This is a genomic window from Streptomyces sp. NPDC059816 (genome assembly GCF_042732055.1).
Classification (GTDB): domain Bacteria; phylum Actinomycetota; class Actinomycetes; order Streptomycetales; family Streptomycetaceae; genus Streptomyces.
Genome location: NZ_JBHWIQ010000030.1, coordinates 1 through 20,089, shown reverse-complemented (window position 1 = coordinate 20,089; position 20,089 = coordinate 1). Strand labels below are relative to the sequence as shown.

Below are 20,089 nucleotides of genomic sequence, written 5' to 3'. Positions count from 1 at the left end.
AGCTGGTTGGACGCCGTTGGCCATTGCTTGTCCGGTGAGTTGGTGCCAACTACCATCGCTCGGAGCAGAAGGCGAAAGAGTACGTATTCTCGGCTCGGTTCCGCTTCCTGGGAGGGGCGAAATGGCGAACCCATTCGACAATGAAGACGGGTCCTTTTACGCGCTCATCAACGACGAAGGCCAGTACTCGCTCTGGCCGACCTTCGCGGACGTCCCCGCGGGCTGGGAGATCGCCTTCGGCGAGGACACCCGGCAGGCCTGCCTCGACCACATCGAGGAGCAGTGGACGGACATGCGTCCGAAGAGCCTGATCGAGGAGATGCAGCAGTACGAGCGCGCCCAGTAGGGCCCTCTCCGCACTGCGTCTTCCCACGGTGACGGGCCCGGAGCGCACTTCGCCTCCGAGGCCGTGCCGCGTCGGCCACCGCACGGGAGTCCCCGGGCCCAGGACCGGACCGCGCACCGCGCGCCGTCCGCCCGCCCCGGTACAGGCACAGAAACGGTTCCCCCCGTCGGACCCGACTCCGTACAGGGAAAAGCGAACCGTACTGAATTCCCGGCCGGCCTCGAAAAGCGTCGGGCTTTCCGATCAATCGACGGACAAGGAGGTTCCGGAGCCATGATGGCAGGCGCGGGGCCGCAGATGATGGTTCGCGGATTCGGCTCGGATTCCGGGCTGACCCGCCAGAAGATAAAACCCGGCACCGTGCCGCGGATCTTCCCCTACCTCAGACCGTACCGGCGGATAGTCACCTTCCTGCTGTTCATCACGGTCCTTGAGGCCGGGATCACGGTGGCCAGTCCGCTGCTCTTCAAGTACCTCATCGACGACGGCATCCTCCCCCGGAACCAGGCGGTCGTCGTCACCGTCGCCCTGGTGGTCCTGGGGTTGGCGCTCCTGGAGGCGGTGGCGGCCTACCTCCAGAGCCTGCTGTCCGCCCGGGTCAGCGAAGGGCTCATCTACGACCTGCGGACCGAAGTGTTCCAGCACGTCCAGAAGCAGCCCCTCGCCTTCTTCACCCGGGCGCAGACCGGCGCACTCGTCAGCCGCCTCAACACCGACGTGGTCGCCGCCCAACAGGCCCTCACCACCCTGCTGTCCACGGTGGTCTCCGGTGTGCTGGCGCTGTTCCTCGTCCTCGGCACCATGTTCTACCTCTCCTGGGCCATCACCCTGATCGCCCTGGCGGTCCTCCCCGTCTTCGTCCTCCCCGGCAAGATCATCGGCCGGCGGATGCAGCGACTCATGCGGGAGTCCATGGAGCAGAACGCCGAAATGGGCTCGCTCATGCACGAGCGGTTCAACGTGGCCGGCGCGCTGCTCACCAAGTTGTACGGCCGCCCCGCCCACGAGACCTCCCTGTTCAGCAAGCGGGCCGGCCGGGTCCGCGACATCGGCGTGACGACCTTCGTCTACAGCCAGATGCTGCTCCTGTCGGTCACCCTGCTCGCCACCTTCGCCACCGCACTCGTCTACGGCATCGGTGGCATCCTCGCCATCCGCGGGACCTTCGAGATCGGCACCCTGGTCGCCCTCGCGGCCCTCCTCACCCGACTGTTCGGGCCGATCAACCAGCTCTCCAGCCTCCAGGCCAACGTGATGACGGCCCTCGTCAGCTTCGACCGGCTCTTCGAACTCCTCGACCTCAAGCCGCTCATCGAGGAGAGCCCGGACGCCCACGCCCTGCACACCAAGGAGCCCGGCGCCCCGCAGATCACGTTCGAGGACGTCAGCTTCCGCTACCCGGTCGCCGCGGACGTCTCCCTCGCCTCCCTGGAGTCCATCGCCCTGCCCGCCCAGGTCCGCAAGGACAATCCGCTCACCCTCAAGAACCTCAGCTTCACCGCGCCCGCCGGGAAGCTCACCGCCCTGGTCGGCCCCTCCGGCGCCGGCAAGACCACCCTCACGCACCTGATCCCGCGCCTGTACGACCCGGGCTCCGGAACCGTGCGCATCGGGGACACCGACGTCCGCGACCTCACCATGGAATCCCTGCGGGACACCATCGGCATGGTCACCCAGGACGCCCACCTCTTCCACGACACGCTGCGGGCCAACCTCCTCTACGCCCGGCCCGAAGCCACCGAGGACGACCTGACCGAGGCGTGCCGGTCCGCGCAGATCCTGGACCTCGTCAACTCCCTCGCCGACGGCCTGGACACCATCGTCGGCGAACGCGGCTACCGGCTGTCCGGCGGCGAGAAGCAGCGCATCGCCCTCGCCCGCCTGTTCCTCAAGGCGCCCTCCGTCGTCGTCCTCGACGAGGCCACCGCCCACCTCGACTCGGAGTCCGAGGCCGCCGTCCAACGGGCCCTGAGCACCGCCCTCGAAGGCCGCACCTCCGTGGTCATCGCCCACCGGCTGTCCACGGTCCGGGAAGCCGATCAGATCCTCGTCATCGACGACGGCCAGGTCCGCGAACAGGGCCGCCACGAGGAACTCCTGCTCCAGGGCGGACTGTACGCGGAGCTCTACCGCACCCAGTTCGCCACCGGACCCTCCCGGGCCGACATCCCCGAACCCGAACCCGAGGAGGAATCCGTACCGCACTTCGCCGGCGGCCCCCAGTTCTTCGGACCCATGGCACCCGGCGGCGGCGACGGCGGCCCCGGCGCCCTCCCGCCGCCGCCCGGCGGCCCCTTCGACGGCGGCCCGCCCCCGCTCCAGGTCCTCGGCGGCGGCGGAGGAGGCGCACCGCCGCCGCCCCCGCCCGGCGCGGACGGGGCAGGGAGGTAACCATGCCCGACGACGCCCCGGCCGCGCTGCGCGCGCTGGCCGAAGCGGGCCGTCTGGCAGCCGAGTTCCCGGAGGCGGGCCGCCTGGTGGCCCGCCTCCGGGGCCCGGAGCTGCCCAGCATCGGACGGCTCCTCGCCCGGCTCGACCCCGAGGAGGTCGCCCGGGCCCACCCCGACGTGCCGCAGGTCAGCATCGGCGTCACCGGACACGGCACCCTGGGCGCCCTGCCCCCGGCCCTGCACGCCCAACTCGCCCGACACGGACTGCTCGCCCGGGTGACGCTCGCCGACTTCGACCACTACGTCCTCGACCTGCTCGACCCGGACAGCCCCCTCAACCGGGCCCGACCCGACCTCACCCTCTGCGTCCTCGACCCGATGATCGTGTTCGACGAGGTCCCCGTGCCCTGGCGACCCGAGGACGTGGCCCGGGTCGCCGCCGAAAAGGTCGAACTCCTGCACAAGCTCGCCACCCGGTTCGCCGAAACCCCCGGCACCCTCGTCCTCAACACCCTGCCCCTGCCCCGCGCCCACAGCGCCCAACTGGTCGACCACCGCTCCCGGGCCAAGCTCGGCGCCCTGTGGCGGGACGCCAACAGCCGACTCCTCGCCCTCGCCGAGGACAACCCCTCGGTCGTCGTCATCGACCTGGACCCCCTCATCGCCGAGGGCGTGCCCGCCGTCGACGAACGCCTCAGCACCTACGCCAAGGCCCACCTCACCGAGGAACTGCTCGCCGCCTACGCCGTCGAGGTCGGCCACCTCGCCCGGCAACTCACCGGACGGGTCAAGAAGTGCCTGGTCCTCGACCTCGACAACACCCTGTGGGGCGGCGTCCTCGGCGACGACGGCCCCGAAGGCATCGAGATCGGCGACGGCTACCGCGGCGAAGCGTTCCACGCCTTCCAACAGGTCGTCCGACAACTGGGCTCCCAGGGCGTGCTGCTCGCCGCCGTCAGCAAGAACGAACCCGACGCCGTCGCCCGGACCCTGCGCGAACACCCCCGCATGGCCCTGCGCGAGGACGACTTCGTCCACGTCATCGCCAACTGGCGACCCAAACACGACAACCTGCGCGAACTCGCCGACACCCTCAACCTGTCCACCGACGCCTTCGTGTTCGCCGACGACAGCACCTTCGAACGCGAACTCGTCCGCCGGGAACTCCCCGGGGTCACCGTCATCGACATCGACGGCGAACCCGCCCGCCACCGCAGCGCCGTCCTGCGCGACGGCTGGTTCGACGTCCGGGACGTCACCGCCGACGACCGGGTCCGCGCCGCGCGCTACCGCGAAGAAACCGCCCGCAAGGGCTTCCTCGACGGATTCGACTCCACCGACGACTACCTCCGGGAACTCGGCACCCGCGTCCGCATCGCCCCCGCCACCCCCGACCACACCCCGCGCATATCCCAACTCACCTTGCGCACCAACCAGTTCAACCTCACCGCCGAACGCCTCCAACCCGCCGACGTACGGGCCAGGACCGAGGACCCCACCACCCTCACCCTCACCGTCCACGCCCAGGACCGGTTCGGCGACCACGGCCTCGTCGGCGCCCTCCTCACCCACCGCGACGGCGACACCCTGCACATCGACAACTTCCTCCTCAGCTGCCGGGTCTTCTCCCGCGGCATCGAAGAAGCCTGCCTCTCCCACGTCCTCCACCTGGCCCGGGACACCGGCGCCACCTCCGTACGGGCCCGCTACCGCCCCACGGAACGCAACCACCGGGTCGCCGACCTCTACCCCCGCTACGGATTCACCCGCACCTCGCCCGGCGAGGACGACGACACCCTGACCTTCGACCACCCGCTCACCGCGATACCCCCCGTCCCCCCGCACCTCCACCTCGACGCCCCGCGGAGGGACCAGCCGTGAACGACCTCGACGAGTTCCTCACCCTCCTGAACGACGAACTCGGCCTGCGGGTCGCGCCCGAGGACACCGACCGCGCGCTGACCGAACTCCCCGGCTGGGACTCCCTGTACCTGCTGCGCCTCGTCACCGCGCTGGAGGGCAGGACCGGCCGCAGCATCAGCGTCATCGACGTCTTCGAGGCACCCGACCTGCGCCACATCTACGACCTCACGACGGCCTGACGACGCCCCGTCCGTGACCCGGCGGCCCGCCCGCCGCGCGCGCCCCGCCCGTGGTCGCCCGCGCCTCGCCCGCGGCCCGTGACGCGCGCCGTCGTCGACCCGACCCGTCGCACCGCACCGAACTCCGAGTGAGGGACTCGCATGTCTCAGGACGACCGCCGGCTGCCCCTGTCCGCCGCCCAGTACGACATCTGGCTCGCCCAACGCATCGGGGACCCCAGCCCCGTCTACAACTCGGGCGAGTACGTGGAGATCGACGGGCCGGTGGACGCGCCGCAGTTCGAGGCGGCGGTGCGGCAGGCGGTCGCGGAGTCCGAAGGGCTGGGCGTCCGCATCGTGGAGGACGCCGAGGGCCCTCACCAGGTCCCCGCCGCCACCGACTGGACGTTCACCGTCCGTGACCTGTCCGACTCCCCGGACCCCGAGGCCGAGGCGCACGCCTGGATGCGGGACGAACTGGCCCGCCCGGCCGACCCGACCGCCAGCCCCCTGTTCGCCCAGGCCCTGTTCCGGCTCTCCGACACCCGTTCCCTCTGGTACCAGCGGTACAACCACGTCGTCATGGACGCCTACGGCTGGTCCCTCTTCGGACGCCGGGTCGCCGAGGTCTACACCGCCCACGTCACCGCAGCCCCGTGCGCACCGCCCCGGTTCGGCACCCTCGGTGACGTCCTCGCCGAGGAGGCGCGGTACGGGCGCTCCACCGACCGGGACCGGGACCGCGCCCACTGGACGACCCGGTTCGCCGACCGACCCACCCCGGTGAGCCTCCCCCTGGGGGGCGCCGCAGCTCCCGGCGCCCGACGGGAGACCGCCCACCTCGACGTCGACGCCGCGGACCGACTGCGGAGCCTGGCCCGCCGGGCCGGCGTCAACTGGTCGAACGTCGTCATCGCCGCCGCCGCTGCCTACTTCGCCCGCGTCACCGGCAGCGCCGACGTCGTCTTCAGCGTCGTCGTCACGGGCCGGGTCACCCCGCTGTCCGGACGCACCCCGGCGACCACGGCCAACATCCTCCCGATCCGCCTGGCCGTGGACCCCGGCGACGACCTGCTGACCCTCGCCCACCGGGTCCGCGACGAACTGCGCCGCACCCTCGTCCACCAACGCTTCCGCGGCGAGGAACTGCGCCGTGAACTGGAGTGGCCGGCAGCCGGCAAGGGACACTTCGGGCCGCTCGTCAACGTCGTCACCTTCGACCACCAACTGGACTTCGCGGGCGCCCCCGGCCGGCCGCACGACGTCTCGATCCCCCCGGGCGAGGACCTGGTGATCACCGTCCGCGCCGAGGAGACGGACGGACGGATCAGGGTCGACTTCGACGGCGCCGACTCCGCCCCGGGCCTCGACGACCTCACCGCCCACCAACGCGCCTTCCTCACCCACCTCGCGGCGACCACCGACGGCCCGGACGTCCGGGTCGGCCGGACCGACGCCGTACCGGCGACCGAACGGGACGTGGTCGTCGGCGCGTGGAACGACACCGCCCGGCCGGTCCCGGCGACGAGCCTGCCCGAACTGTTCACCGCACACGCACGACGCAACGCCGAACGCCCCGCCGTCCTGGACGAACAATCGGCCCTGTCCTACGCCGAGTTGGACGAGCGCTCCCACCGGGTCGCCGGTTGGCTACGGCAGCGGGGCGTGCGCCCCGGCGACCGGGTCGGCGTACTGATGGAACGCTCGGTGGACCTCCTGGTGGTGCTCTGGGGCGTGCTGAGGGCCGGCGCCGCCTACGTTCCGGTGGACCCCGGCCATCCGCGCGAGCGGGTGGCGTACGTACTCGGTGACGCGGGCGTCGCCCTGCTGATCCGCGCCGACGGCACCCACGACCCGCTGTCCGACGGTACGGGGGCGGTGGTGCCCTCCGTGGTGTGGGACGCCCCGCAAACGCGCGCCGAGGTGGCGTCGGCACCCGGCACGGGCGTCGCTGCGACGGTGCCGCCCGGCGCCGCGGCCTACGTGATCTACACCTCGGGCTCGACGGGCCGACCGAAGGGCGTGGTGGTCAGCCACGGCGCACTGGTCAACCGGCTGCTGTGGATGGCGGACCGGTTCGCCCTGTCACCGGACGACCGGGTGCTCCAGAAGACACCGATCGGGTTCGACGTGTCGGTGTGGGAACTGTTCGTGCCGCTGCTGTCGGGCGCCGCACTGGTGATGGCCCGCCCGGACGGCCACCGGGACCCCGCGTACCTCGTGGACGCGATCCAACGCTTCGACGTCACCGTCACCCACTTCGTCCCGTCCATGCTCGCCGTGTTCCTCCCGGCGGTGGAACCCGGTGCCTGCGCCACCCTGCGGTGGGTGGTGTGCAGCGGCGAGGCGCTCCCTGCGGAGCTGCTGGGCGAGTTCCGCGAACGGTTCGGCCCTCGGGTCGGGGTGCAGAACCTGTACGGGCCCACCGAGGCCGCCGTGGACGTCACGGCATGGGACGCGGCCCGCGAGGACGACCCCTCGACGGTGGTGCCGATCGGGTCACCCGTCTGGAACACCCGCACGTACGTACTCGACGCCTTCCTGCGCCCCGTCCCGCCCGGCGTGACCGGCGAACTCCACCTGGCCGGCGTGCAGTTGGCCCGCGGTTACGCCGGCCGCCCCGCACTCACCGGGGAACGCTTCATCGCCTCGCCCTTCGACCACGGCACCCGGATGTACCGGACCGGCGATCTGGCCCGCTGGACGTCCGACGGTGAACTGATCTACCTGGGACGCGCGGACGACCAGGTCAAGATCAGGGGCCTGCGGATCGAGCCCGGCGAGGTGGAAGCCGTCCTCGCCGCGCACGAGGACGTCGCACAGACCGCCGTGATCGTGCGCGAGGACCGCCCCGGCGCCAAGCAACTGGTGGCCTACGTCGTCCCCGGCGACGACCACCAGCACCGGGTGGACCCCGCGGCACTCCTGGAACACGCCGCCGAGCAGCTGCCCGAGTACATGGTGCCCTCGGCGGTCGTGGTGCTGGACGCCCTGCCCGTCACCGTCAACGGCAAGCTCGACCGTGCCGCCCTGCCCGCCCCCACGGTGACGCGCACGCCCGGACGGGCACCGGCCACCGCCACGGAGGAAGTGCTCTGCGGACTGTTCGCCCGGGTCCTGGGGGTGGAGCGGGTCGGCGCGGAGGAGTCGTTCCTCGCGCTCGGCGGGGACTCCATCACGGCCATGCGGCTGATCGGCCTGGTCCGGTCGGTGCTCGACGCCGGCATCGGAGTGCGGGACGTGTTCCAGCACCCGACCGTCGCACAACTCGCCCGACTGGTGACGGGAGACCGGGCGTCCGCGCGCCCCCCACTGGTCGCGGGCGAGCGCCCCGACGTCCTCCCGCTGTCCTTCGGGCAACAGCGGATGTGGTTCCTCAACCAGCTAGAGGAAGCGGGCGCGGGCGCGGCGTACAACGTCCCGCTCGTCCTGCGGCTGTCGGGCGCCCTGGACGTGACGGCGCTGGAGGGCGCACTGGGTGACCTCGCCGACCGTCACGAGTCCCTGCGCACCCGATTCCCCGAGACGGACGGCGTGCCGCGGCAACACCTGCTGACCGGTGCCGGGGCCCACCCGCAACTACGGCGTCGGACGGTCACCGAGGCCGAGGTGCCGGCCGCCCTGGCCGCCGAACTCACCGGAGGCTTCGACCTGGTGGGCGACCTGCCCTGGCGCACCCTCCTGGTGGAGGTCTCCCCGACCGAACACGTGCTGGTCGCGGTCGCCCACCACATCGCGGTGGACGGCTGGTCGACGGGGGTCCTCGCGGACGACCTGCGGACCGCGTACGCGGCGCGCCTCGGCGGTGCGGACCCCGACTGGTCACCGCTGCCGGTCCAGTACGCCGACTACGCCCTGTGGCAGCGCTCGGTGCTCGGGTCCGCCGACGACCCGGACAGCGAGATGAGCCGCCAGCTGGACCACTGGCGCGAAGCCCTGGCCGATCTGCCCGATCAGCTGGAGCTGCCGGCCGACCGTTCGCGACCCGCGGTCTCCTCGTTCAAGGGTGGTTCCGTGCCGATCGAGATCGGGCCGGAGGTGCACGCCGGCCTGGTGGAGGCGGCCGGCCGGGGTTCGGCGACGGTGTTCATGGTGGTGCAGGCGGCGTTGGTGATGTTGTTGGCGCGGTTGGGTGCGGGGCGTGATGTGCCGGTGGGTACGGCGGTGGCGGGGCGTGGGGATGCGGCGTTGGAGGGGTTGGCGGGGTTCTTCGTCAATACGTTGGTGTTGCGGACGGTGTTGGAGGGTGATCCGTCGTTCGAGGAGGTGTTGGCGCAGGTCCGGGAGACGGACCTGGCCGCCTACGCACACCCCGATGTCCCGTTCGAGCGCCTGGTCGAGGAGCTGAACCCGGAGCGTTCCCTCTCGCGGCACCCGCTGTTCCAGATCATGTTGGTGCTCCAGAATGTTCCCCCCGCCCAGTGGGAGCTGCCCGGCCTGAGCGTCCGCGCCCACGGAGAATGGGAGCTGCCCGCCGAGGCGGTACCCGCACGCGTCGACCTGACCTTCGCCCTCGCGGAGCGGCGTGATGGGCGGGGTGTGCCGGTGGGGATCGGTGGTGATGTGCAGTTTGCGTTGGATTTGTTCGATGAGGTGTCGGTGCGGTTGTTGGTGGGTCGGTTGGTGGGGGTGTTGGGGCAGGTTGCGTTGGATTCTGGGGTGCGGGTGGGTGGGTTGGGTGTGGTGGTTGAGGGTGATCCGGTGCCGGTGGTGGGTGATGGGGTGGCTCCGGTGGTGTTGTGGTCGGAGGGGTTTGAGGCGCAGGTGGCGCGGACTCCGGGTGCGGTGGCTGTGGTGGGTGTGGGTGGTTCGTTGTCGTATGCGGAGTTGGATGGTCGGGCGAATCGGGTGGCGCGTGCGTTGATTGCGCGGGGTGTGGGTGCGGAGGATCGGGTGGCGGTGGTGATGGATCGCTCGATTGATCAGGTCACGGTGATGATCGGTGTGTTGAAGGCGGGTGGGGTGTATGTGCCGGTGGATCCGGGTTATCCGGTGGGTCGGGTGGGGTTGATTCTTGAGGGTGCGGGTGTGGGGTTGGTGGTGTGTGAGGCGGGGACTGTGGGGTTGGTTCCTGGGGGTGTGGAGCGGTGGGTGTGGGGTGTTGAGGAGTTGGCTGGGGTGTCGTCGTCCCGTGTGTCGGATGGGGATCGGTTGCGGCCTTTGGTGCCGGCGAATGGGGCGTATGTGGTGTTTACGTCGGGGTCTTCGGGTGTGCCGAAGGGGGTGGTGGTGTCGCATGTGGGGTTGGGGGGTTTGGTGGGTGCGCAGGTGGAGCGGTTGGGGTTGGGGGTGGGTTCGCGGGTGTTGCAGTTTGCGGCGCTGGGTTTTGATGCGGTGGTGTCTGAGGTGGGGATGGCGTTGTGGTCGGGTGCTGCGTTGGTGGTGGTGCCGGGTGATCGGATGCCGCCGTTTGTGGATGTGGAGGTGGTGTTGGGGGAGTTCGGGGTGACGCATGTGACGTTGCCGCCGTCGGTGTTGGGCGGGGTGGGGTCGTTGCCGGGTTCGGTGGTGTCGGTGGTGGTGGCGGGTGAGGTGTGCTCGCCGGGGTTGGTGGAGCGGTGGGCCGGCGGATTGTCGGGCGGGTTGGTCAATGCGTATGGGCCGACCGAGGTGACGGTGTGCGCGACGATGTCGCACGCGTTGACGCCTGCCACGGCTACTGGCGTGGGTGTGGGTGGGCCGGTGTGGGGTGTGGGCGTGGCGGTGTTGGATGAGTGGTTGCGTCCGGTGGGGCGTGGTGTGGTGGGTGAGTTGTATGTGTGGGGTGGTGGGGTTGCTCGGGGGTATGTGGGTCGTTCGGGTTTGACGTCGGAGCGGTTCGTGGCGTGCCCGTTCGGTGGTGCGGGTGAGCGGATGTACCGGACGGGTGACCTGGTCCGCTGGGCCAACGACGGTGCTGCCGGGTTGGTCGTGGTGGGGCGTGTGGACGACCAGGTGAAGGTGCGGGGGTTCCGTATCGAGCCGGGTGAGGTCGAGGCGACCTTGGCCTCCCACGAATCCGTGGGCCAAGCAGTGGTGGTCGTGCGCGAGGACCAGCCGGACGTGAAACGCCTCGTCGCGTACGTCGTCCCCCGTGACGGCGAGGTGGATACGGACACCCTGCTCGCCCACGCGGCCCGGACCCTCCCGTCCCACATGGTGCCGTCCGCGGTGGTGGCGTTGGACGCCCTGCCCGTCACGTCACACGGCAAGCTGGACAAGGCGGCCCTGCCCGCGCCCGACACGGGTCGGGACACCGGCCGTGCACCGTCGACCCCAGTCGAGGAGGTGCTCTGCGGGCTCTTCGCCGAAGCGCTGAACCTTCCGCACCTGGGTGCCGAGGACTCGTTCTTCGCCCGCGGCGGAGACTCCCTGCTCGCCATGCGCCTCATCGTCCGGGTCCGGCGGGTCCTCGGCGCGGAGATCACCGTCCGGGACCTGTTCACCGCCCCCTCGCCGGCCGGGATCGCCCGGCTGGTCGAGGACGGCCGCGGAACCGCCCGTGCCGCGGTGGTCGCGGGGGACCGCCCCGACCCCCTGCCGCTGTCGTCCGGACAGCAACGCATGTGGTTCCTCAACGGACTTGAGGAGTCGGGCGGCGGCGCCGCCTACAACGTTCCGTTCGCCCTGTGGATGTCCGGCGAACTCGACCCCGACGCTCTGCGGTCGGCCCTGGGTGACCTCGCCGACCGGCACGAAACCCTGCGCACCCGCTTCCCGGCCACCGACGGAGTGCCCCGGCAGCACATCGTCCACGGCCGGGAGGCGCGTCCGTCGATGCCCGTACGGGAGCTCACCGAGAACGAAGTGCCTTCGGTGCTGGCGGAGCTGGCCGCGCACCGCTTCGACCTCGCCCACGAACTGCCTTGGCGGGCCGAGCTGTTGTCCCTGAGCGAGACCGAGCACGTGTTGATGCTGGTCGCCCACCACATCGCGGTGGACGGCTGGTCGATGGGGGTCCTCGCGGGGGACCTGCGGACCGCGTACGCGGCGCGCAGCCAGGGTTCCGTACCCGACTGGTCCCCGCTGCCCGTCCAGTACGCGGACTACGCCCTGTGGCAGCACGACACCCTGGGCGATCCCGCCGACCCGGACAGTCTGGTGAGCACCCAACTCGCCCACTGGCGGACCGCGCTCGCCGGCATGCCGGAGGAGGTGGCCCTCCCGGCGGACCGTCCGCGGCCGGCCGTGCCGACCTTCATCCCGGGGTCGGTACCCGTACGGCTGGACCCCCGGACCCACGCCGAGTTGGCCACCGTTGCCCGCGAGGGTTCGGCGACGGTGTTCATGGTGGTGCAGGCGGCGTTGGTGATGTTGTTGGCGCGGTTGGGTGCGGGGCGTGATGTGCCGGTGGGTACGGCGGTGGCGGGGCGTGGGGATGCGGCGTTGGAGGGGTTGGCGGGGTTCTTCGTCAATACGTTGGTGTTGCGGACGGTGTTGGAGGGTGATCCGTCGTTCGAGGAGGTGTTGGCGCAGGTCCGGGAGATGGACCTCGCCGCCTACGCACACCAGGACGTGCCGTTCGAGCGTCTGGTGGACGACCTCAACCCCACCCGCTCCCTCTCCCGCAACGCGCTCTTCCAGGTCATGTTGTTGCTCCAGAACCTCCCGGCCCCGTCCTGGGAGCTGCCGGGACTGACCGTCCGGGCCCGGGAGGCCGTCGCCCCGCCGGCCCGCTTCGACCTGTCCTTCACCCTCACCGAGCGTCGCGACTCGGCGGGTGGTGCGGCCGGGATCGACGGGGACCTCGCGTACCAGACCGACCTGTTCGACGAGTCGACCGCCCGGGGGCTGGTGGACCGGCTGACCCGCGTGCTCACCCAGGTCGCGACCGACCCCGGTACCCGGCTCGGACGGCTCGACGTCCTGGACGGTCCCGAGCAGCGGGCCGTGGTCGAGGAGTGGAACGACACCGGGCGCACCCTCCCCGCCGCGACCCTGCACCAACTGCTGCGGGACCGTGCCGCCCGCACCCCCGACGCGCCCGCGGTGACCGGCGACGCCACCGGCTGGACCCACGCCGAGCTGGACCGTCGCGCCAACCGGATCGCCCACGGGCTGATCGCGCGGGGGGTGCGCCCCGAGGACCGGGTCGGGGTGGTGACGGGCCGCTCCGCGGAGCTCGTCGCCGTCCTGCTCGGTGTCCTCAAGGCGGGTGCGGCCTACGTGCCCTTGGACGCCGCACACCCCGCCGAACGGTTGCGCACGATCGCTGCCGAGGCCGGTCTGTCGCTGACGCTGGCCGACCGCACCGTGGACGGCCTCGGCACCGTCCCGCACGCGGACCTCCTGGCGGACGACCTGCCGGACACGGACCCCGAGGTGCCGCTGTCGCCCGACGCCCTCGCCTACGTGATGTACACCTCCGGCTCCACCGGGGTGCCCAAGGGCGTCGCCGTCACCCACCGCAACGTCGTCGCGTTCGTCCTCGACCGGGCGTGGGACGGCGGCCTCGCCGAACGGGTGCTCTTCCAGGCCAACCACGCCTTCGACGCCTCCACCTACGAACTGTGGGTGCCCCTGGTGCGCGGCGGCGCCCTCGTCGTCGTGCCGTCCGGGCAGGTGGACGCCGCGGAGCGGGGACGCCTGATCGCCGAGCACCGGGTGACCAACGTGCACGCGACCGCCGGACTGTTCGCCGCACTCGCCGAGGAGGCGCCGCACATCTTCGCGGGCGTGCGCGAGGTGTCCACCGGCGGCGACGTGGTTTCCCCGTCGGCGGTGCGCGCCCTGCTGAAGGCCCACCCCGGGCTCACCGTGCGGACCACGTACGGACCGACCGAGGCCACGGCCTTCACCACCCACCTGCCCTACACCTCACCCGATGACGTCCCCGAGACCGTGCCGATCGGCCGCCCGATGGACAACAGCCGGGCGTACGTCCTGGACGAGTTCCTGCACCCGGTCCCGCCCGGGGTCGTCGGGGAGCTCTACCTCGCGGGCGCCGGGCTCGCCCGCGGATACACCGGCCGGGCCGCCCTGACCTCGGAACGGTTCGTGGCCGCCCCCTTCGGCGCCGCCGGCGAGCGGATGTACCGCACGGGGGACCTGGCGCGCTGGACCGAGGGCGGGGAGCTGTCGTTCGCGGGGCGGGCCGACGAACAGGTGAAGATCCGGGGGTTCCGGATCGAACCGCGGGAGATCGAAGCGGTGCTCGCCGCGCAGCCCGGCGCGGGTCGGGTCGCGGTGATCGCCCGGGAGGACCAGCCGGGCACGAAACGGCTGGTCGCCTACGTGGTCCCGGCCGCGGTGGAGACCGCCTCCCCGACGGCGGACCACCCGGGGACCGCCGCCCGCCACCCCCTGGACGCCGAGGCGCTGCGGGCCGCCGCAGCCGCAGTGCTGCCCGACTACATGGTGCCGTCCGCGGTCCTCGTCCTCGACTCCCTCCCGGTCACCGTCAACGGCAAACTCGACCGGGAGGCCCTGCCCGCGCCCGAGTTCACGAGCACGGAGGGCCGCGCCCCCGCGACGCCGGTCGAATCGACCCTGTGCTCCCTGTTCGCCCAGGCCCTCGGCGTGGACCGGGTCGGCGCCGACGACTCGTTCTTCGCCCTGGGCGGCGACTCGATCATGTCGATGCTGGTGGTCGCCCGGGCCCGGCGCGCCGGAGTGCTGATCACCGCCCGGCAGGTCTTCGAACACCGGTCCCCGGCCGGACTGGCCCGGGTCGCGACCGCCCTCGCCGTCGACCGGCCCACGACCGGCGCCACGCCCACCGGGCCCGTACCGCTGACCCCCGCGATGCGGGAACTCGCCGAACGCGCCGGTCCGGTGGCACTCACCGGGACCCTCGCCCAGTCCATGCTGCTGTGGGCACCCGAGGGGCTCGACCCCGAGCGGCTGACCACCGCGGTACAGACCCTCCTCGACCGCCACGGCCTGCTGCGGGCCCGCCTGGAGCCCACGGCCGACGGCCCCCGGCTCGTCATCCCGGAACACGGCGGGGGAGCGACCGCCGCCGACTGCGTGACCCGGGCCGCGACGGACGACGCGGAGGCCGAGGCGGAGTCGGCCGCCCGCAGCCTCGACCCCGCCAACGGCCGGATGCTGTGGGTGGTCCTGCTCGACGAGGGCGCCGGCCGGCCCGGCCGGGTGCTCCTGGTCGCCCACCACCTCGTGGTCGACGTCGTCTCCTGGCGCACCCTCGTACCCGAACTGGTCGCCGCCCACGACGGGGACCGGTCCGCCGAACCCTCCGCCGGCACCCCCTTCGCGCACTGGGCGCGCACCCTCGCCGCCCAGGCGACCGGCGGCGCCCGCAGAGCCGAACTCCCCTACTGGAAAGACCTGTTGAGCGTCGAAGAGGAGCCGCTCGCGGAACGCGCCCTCGATCCGTCCGTGGACACCGAGGGCGCCGGAACCCACCGCGTCGAACTCACCCTGCCGGCGGCGACGACCACGGACCTGCTGACCCGGGTGCCCACCGCCTTCCACGCCGGGATCGACGACGTCCTCCTGACCGGGCTGGCCGCGGCCGTCGAGCACTGGCGGCGCGACCGGGGCCGCGCCGTCACCGCCGGCCCTCTCCTGGTCGACGTCGAGGGCCACGGCCGGGTGCCGCTCGGCGAGGACATGGACCTCACCGGCACGCTCGGCTGGTTCACCAGCACCTCACCGCGCCGCCTCGACACGGGCGCCGTCGACCTCGCGCGGGTCCGTGCCGGGGGCCCGGAGGCCGGGCGACTCCTCAAGGCCGTGAAGGAACAGCTCCGGTCCGTTCCCGGCGACGGCCTCGGCTACGGACTGTTGCGGTACGTGGACCCGGAAGCGGCCCCCGCCCTCGCCGGACTGCCCTCGGCGCAGATCGGGTTCAACTACCTCGGACGGTTCCGGGACGCCGCCGCCACCTCTTCCGCGCCGGCATCCGCATGGACCCCCGTCGACGGGACCGGCCTCGGGGTCCGCCCCGACCCCCGGATGGCCCTCGCCCACGCCCTGGAGGCCGGCGGACTCGTCAACGACCTGCCGGACGGCCCCCGGCTGACCCTCTCCCTGGTCGCCCCGGCCGGACTGCTCACCGAAGACGCACTGCGTGACCTGGTCACCGCCTGGTCCGAGGTCCTCACCGGGATCGCCCGCCACACCACCCTCGGCGACGGCGGCGGCCACACCCCCTCCGACTTCCCCCTCGTCACCCTGGGCCAGGACGACGTCCGGGAACTCGAAGCGGACGTCCCCGGCCTGACCGACGTCTGGCCCCTGTCACCCCTCCAGGACGGGCTGCTGTTCCACGCCTCGTACGACGAGGGCTCCCGCGACGTGTACGTGGAACAGACCGTCGTCGACCTGGACGGCCCCCTCGACCCGACGCGACTGCGCACCGCCTGGCAGGCGCTGGTCGACCGCCACGCCAACCTCCGCACCGGCTTCCGCCAGCCGCCCGGGCTGGACCGCCCCGTCCAGGTGGTCACCGCAGCGGCCACCGTCCCCTGGCGCGAGGTCGATCTGAGCGACAGCACCGACACCGAGGGCGAGGCCCGCCGGCTGGCCGCCGAGGACCGCGTCCGGTTCGACCTCACGTCACCGCCCCTGCTGCGCCTGCTGCTGGTCAAGCTGGCCGAGCACCGGTACCGGCTCCATGTGACGCTGCACCACATCATCCTGGACGGCTGGTCGCTCCCGGTCCTGTTCGGCGAGCTGTCGGAGCTCTACGCCACGGACGGCGACGCACGTGCGCTGCCGCCCGTCACCCCGTACCGCGACTACCTGGCCTGGCTGGACCGCCAGGACACCGAAGCCTCCGCCGAGGCGTGGCGGGCCGCTCTGTCCGGCACCACCGAACCCACCCTCGTCGCCCCCGGTGACCCGGACGGCGAGCCCGTCACCCCGCACACCGTCACCACCTTCGCCGACTCCCGTCTCACCGGCGCCCTCCGCGAGACCGCGGGCGCCGCGGGGCTCACCGTCAACACCCTCGTCCAGGGCGCCTGGGGCATCCTCGTGGGCATGCTCACCGGCCGCACCGATGTGGTCTTCGGCGCGACCGTGGCCGGCCGGCCCGCCGAACTCGTTGGCGCGGACCGCATGGTGGGCCTCCTGATGAACACGGTGCCCGTACGGGTGCGTCTGGACCCCGCCCTGACCGTCGTCGAGTTCCTCACCGAACTCCAGGATCGTCAGAGCAACTTGATCGACCATCAGCACCTGGGCCTGAGTGAGATCCAACGGGTCACGGGCGCGGGCGCCACCTTCGACACGTTCCTCGCCTACGAGAACTATCCGCGCCACCCCGAGGGCCCGATTCGCCTCGAAGGAGTGACCGCGGGTCCGCTGGGCGGCGAGGACGCGGCCCACTACCCGCTCGCCCTCGGTGTCATCCCCGGCGACCGCCTGGAGATCCGGTTGGACTACCGGGCCGACCTCCTGGACGAGGACACCGTCCGCGCGCTGCCGGACCGACTGATCCGCGTGCTGGAGCAGATCACCGACGACCCCGACGGGCGGCTGGGCGGGGTCCAGGTCCTCGGGTCGGCCGAGCGCGGTGTGGTGGTCGAGCAGTGGAACGCCACGGACCGCGACGTTCCGGCCGGGACGGTCACCGAGTGGATCACCGCACAGGCCGCCCGGACCCCGTCGGCCGTCGCGGTGGTCGCGGGTGACGCGGTCTGGTCGTACGCCGAGTTGGACGAGCGGTCCGACCGGGTGGCGGGCTGGTTGGCGGGTCGCGGCGTGGGGCCGGACGGTCGGGTGGGCGTGGTGATGGACCGCTCCCCGGAACTGGTGGCGGTCCTCCTCGGCGTGTGGAAGTCGGGCGCCGCGTACGTCCCGCTGGACTCGGCGCATCCGGTGGACCGGTTGCGCGGTGTGGTGTCCGAGGCCGGGGTTTCGGTGGTCGTCGCGGACCGGGTGCCGGAAGGGCTGGAGACGGTCCCGGTGGCCGATCTGCTGGCGGCTGCTCCGCTCGCTTCGGCGCCCGTGGCGGTGCCGGGCGCGCTCGCCTATGTGATGTACACCTCCGGCTCGACCGGCCGGCCCAAGGGCGTGGCCGTCACCCACCACAACGTGGCGGCCTTCGTCGCGGACGGGGACTGGCACGACGAGCTGGTGGAACGGGTGTTGGTGCAGGCCAACCACGCCTTCGACGCTTCGACCTACGAGCTGTGGGTGCCCCTGGCGCGCGGCGGGCGATTGGTGTTGGTGCCGTCGGGCGAGGTGGACGCGGCCGAACGGGGACGCTTGATCGCCGAGCACGCGGTGACCAACGTCCATGTGACCGCCGGTCTGTTCCGGGTGTTGGCGGAGGAGTCGCCGGAGATCTTCGCCGGCGTACGGGAGCTGGCGACGGGCGGGGACGTGGTGTCCTCGTCGGCGATCCGCACGGTGCTGGCGGCCCATCCGGAGCTGCGGGTGGTGGCGAACTACGGCCCGACGGAGACCACCGCGTTCATCACGCGCCAGGCGTACACGGCCCGGGACGCGGTTCCGGCGGCCGTGCCGATCGGCCGCCCGATGGACAACAGCCGGGTGTACGTCCTGGACGAGTTCCTGCGCCCGGTCCCGCCCGGTGTGACGGGTGAGCTCTACCTGTCGGGAGCCGGTCTCGCCCGTGGTTACGACAACCGCCCGGGCCTCACCGCCGAACGCTTCGTGGCCTCGCCCTTCGGCGGGCGGATGTACCGCACGGGTGACCTGGCCCGCTGGACGGCGGACGGTGAGCTGTTGTTCGGGGGCCGTGCCGATGACCAGGTGAAGATCCGGGGCTTCCGGATCGAGCCGGGCGAGGTGGAGTCCGTCCTCGCCGCGCACGCATCGGTGGGCCAGGTGGCGGTGGTGGTGCGGGAGGACCAGCCGGGGACCAAACAGCTGGTCGCCTATGTCGTCGCCGCTCACGAGCAGGTGGACGCGGCAGCGCTGCGTGCGCACGCGGCGGACGTGCTCCCCGACTACATGGTGCCCTCCGCGGTCCTGGTGCTGGACGCCCTGCCGGTGACGGTGAACGGCAAGCTCGACCGGGCCGCCCTGCCCGCGCCCGAGGTGACCGAGTCGACGGGTCGGGGTCCGCAGACACCGCGCGAGGAGCTGTTCTGCGCCCTGTTCGCCGAGGTGTTGGGGCGGGCACGGGTGGGTGCGGAGGATTCGTTCTTCGAGCTGGGCGGCGATTCGATCATGTCGATGTTGGTGGTGGCGCGGGCGCGGCGGGCTGGTGTGGTGATCACGGCGCGTGAGGTGTTCGAGCGGCGGTCAGCGGCTGGGTTGGCGTTGGTGGCGCGGGAGTTGTCGGGTGTGGGGGTGCCGGCTGGTGGGGTGTCGGCGGTGGGTGCGGTGCCGTTGACGCCGGTGATGCGTGAGCTGGTGGAGCGCGCGGGTGCGGTGGCGCTGACGGGTGCCTTCTCCCAGTCCTTGACGGTGGAGGTCCCGGCGGGCTTGGACCTCGCCCGGTTGGAGGCGGCGGTGCGGGCGGTCGTGGACCGCCACGACGTCCTGCGCGCCCGACTGGAGCTGACGGAGGGCCGACCGACCGGGCTCGTGGTTCCGGAGGAGGGGACCGCCGACCAGACCGTGCGGCGGGTGGATGCGCGGGGTCTGGTGGGTGCCGGGTTGGGTGAGGTGGTGCGGGGTCGGGTGGAGGAGGAGGCGAGGCTCCTGGATCCGGTGGGGGGTCGGATGGTGCGGGTGGTGTGGTTCGACCGCGGTCCCGATGAGACGGGGCGCCTGCTGTTCGTGGTGCACCACCTGGTGGCCGACGGGGTGTCCTGGCGAGTGCTGGTACCCGAGGTGTCCGCGGCCTACGGGAGTGCGGACCCCTCGGCGGCGGAGTTCGGACCGGCGGGGACGTCCTTCCGCGCGTGGGCCCGAGCGTTGGTGGCGGAGGCCTCGAAACCGGAGCGGGCCGCCGAACTACCGGCCTGGACGGCCCTGTTGGAGGGCGCCGACGTCGTGATCGGTGAGCGGGCGTTGGATCCGGTGGTGGACACGGTGGCTGCGGGGACGCGTCGGGTGGAGGTGCGGGTGCCGACGGAGGTGACGTCGGAGCTGCTGACCCGGGTGCCCGCGGCGTTCCACGCGGGCGTCGATGACGTGTTGCTGGCCGGGTTCGTGGCCGCGGTGGGTGAGGTGCGCGGGGTGTCCGGTGCCCTGTTGGTGGATGTGGAGGGTCATGGGCGGGTGTCGTTGGGGGAGGGGGTGGATCTGTCGGGGACGGTGGGTTGGTTCACGTCTTCGTATCCGGTGCGGGTGGATGTGGGTGGGGTGGGTGGTGGTGATGTGGGGTTGTTGGTGAAGCGGGTGAAGGAGCAGGTGCGGGGTGTGCCGGGTGATGGGTTGGGTTATGGGTTGTTGCGTTTTGTGGG

At 72.1% G+C, this 20,089-nt stretch carries 5 protein-coding genes; all 5 read left to right on the top strand.

Annotated elements, in window-relative coordinates; genetic code table 11:
* Positions 1 to 121: 121 nt before the first annotated feature.
* Positions 122 to 346, top strand: a complete 225-nt coding sequence (locus tag ACFV88_RS30365) for an MbtH family protein (RefSeq protein ID WP_385495244.1) — start codon at positions 122 to 124, stop codon at positions 344 to 346.
* 273 nt (positions 347 to 619) lie between these two features.
* Positions 620 to 2,737, top strand: a complete 2,118-nt coding sequence (locus ACFV88_RS30360; RefSeq protein ID WP_385495243.1) for an ABC transporter ATP-binding protein — start codon at positions 620 to 622, stop codon at positions 2,735 to 2,737.
* 2 nt (positions 2,738 to 2,739) lie between these two features.
* Positions 2,740 to 4,617, top strand: a complete 1,878-nt coding sequence (locus ACFV88_RS30355; protein WP_385495242.1) for an HAD-IIIC family phosphatase — start codon at positions 2,740 to 2,742, stop codon at positions 4,615 to 4,617.
* Positions 4,614 to 4,838 (top strand): acyl carrier protein, encoded by a 225-nt coding sequence (locus ACFV88_RS30350; RefSeq protein ID WP_385495241.1) that lies wholly within the window; start codon positions 4,614 to 4,616, stop codon positions 4,836 to 4,838. The genes ACFV88_RS30355 and ACFV88_RS30350 overlap by 4 nt, the downstream gene beginning before the upstream one ends.
* A 141-nt stretch (positions 4,839 to 4,979) precedes the next feature.
* Positions 4,980 to 20,089, top strand: a 15,110-nt coding sequence (locus ACFV88_RS30345) for an amino acid adenylation domain-containing protein (protein WP_385495240.1), incomplete at its 3' end; no start/stop codon positions are given.

What these genes read in the sequence shown, in the direction of transcription:
- ACFV88_RS30360 (WP_385495243.1), top strand. Translation starts at nt 620, where the DNA reads ATGATGGCAGGCGCGGGGCCGCAGATGATGGTTCGCGGATTCGGCTCG.
- ACFV88_RS30365 (WP_385495244.1), top strand. Translation starts at nt 122, where the DNA reads ATGGCGAACCCATTCGACAATGAAGACGGGTCCTTTTACGCGCTCATC.
- ACFV88_RS30355 (WP_385495242.1), top strand. Translation starts at nt 2,740, where the DNA reads ATGCCCGACGACGCCCCGGCCGCGCTGCGCGCGCTGGCCGAAGCGGGC.